This is a genomic window from Streptomyces odonnellii, assembly GCF_000981895.1.
GTDB classification, from domain to species: domain Bacteria; phylum Actinomycetota; class Actinomycetes; order Streptomycetales; family Streptomycetaceae; genus Streptomyces; species Streptomyces odonnellii.
Genome location: NZ_LATD01000645.1, coordinates 1 through 1,026 on the forward strand (window position 1 = coordinate 1; position 1,026 = coordinate 1,026).

The window sequence follows — 1,026 nt, forward strand, 5'->3', positions numbered from 1 at the left end:
CCCCCCTCACCCTCCAGCGAGCCGGAGTCCAGACCCCGCAACCCCTCCCCCACATTGGTGAAGGCGCCCTCCAGGTCACGGAGATGGGAGGCCGTGCTGCGGATCTTGCCCGGACTGCCGTGGATCAGCTTGGTCCTGTCCTCGGTCTGGCCGAGATCCAGCTCGTCGACCTCCGCGCCCAGCCGGTTCGCCAGCGAACCCGACTGCTCACGCACCCAGTCCGCACCGGACTGCCAGCCCACATCCTCCAGCCGGTCCGCCGTCCACCGCCCGGCATCCTCAACCCGGTTCCCGACCCACTCGGTACCATCCTCGAACGCGTCCTCGACGACATCCGGAACGAAATCACCGATACCCACGGCTCAGTTCCTCCCGGAGCCGTCACCCGGCTGCTGCTGTTGCTGGGCCTGCTGGGCGCGTTCCTCCGGAGACGGGCCGAACGTGTCGTCCAGCGCCTGGTCCCACGACTCCTCATCCACCCCCAGCAGATCGTTGAGTATCCGCGACTGCCGGCCGCCCTGCCCCTCCGTCAGCACCGTCCGACCCGTATCCCGCCACGTCTGCAGCGCCTCGTCCCCCGCCCGGTCGAACGACTCCGCGCTGTAGTCCGGACTCAGATAATCCGGCGTGAGCACATCACCCCAGCCCTGCCCGGTGATCTCTTCCTCCGTGGCATGCGGATTCCCCACCGCCGCGTTCACCGCGATCTTGAACGTCCCCTGGATGTACTGGTCCTCTTCCCACACCAGCCCCGCCGCCAGCCCCAGCGTCGACGCGATCGTGTTGGCGTCCTGGACCAGCGCCCGCACCCCCCACTCCCACCGCTCACAGAAATCCTCGAAATCCACCGACAACCCCCGGTGCCCCGCCTCCATACCGGTCATGGCCAGCTCCGAGAAGCCCTTCCCCAGCACCGCCCCCGTACCGGTACCGACCTCCCGCAACTCCGCGACCGCACCCCGCAGCCCCTCCGTGATCCGCCGGACACTCTCCTCGTCGAACCGCAGACCCCCGAAACCACCCATC

2 protein-coding genes are annotated in these 1,026 nt (G+C 68.6%); both read right to left on the bottom strand.

Translation table 11 applies throughout. From position 1 onward, the window contains the following. Positions 1 to 359: putative T7SS-secreted protein (locus WH07_RS35925; protein WP_046509508.1), on the bottom strand; the 359-nt coding region annotated here is incomplete at its 3' end. A 3-nt stretch (positions 360 to 362) separates the two neighbouring features. Beyond that, positions 363 to 1,025 (bottom strand): Rossmann-fold NAD(P)-binding domain-containing protein, encoded by a 663-nt coding sequence (locus tag WH07_RS35930; protein WP_046509510.1) that lies wholly within the window; start codon positions 1,023 to 1,025, stop codon positions 363 to 365. Position 1,026: the final 1 nt, after the last annotated feature.

Bases quoted from the DNA above. Each gene is read 5' to 3' on its own strand.
- WH07_RS35930 (WP_046509510.1), bottom strand. From the start codon at position 1,025: ATGGGTGGTTTCGGGGGTCTGCGGTTCGACGAGGAGAGTGTCCGGCGG.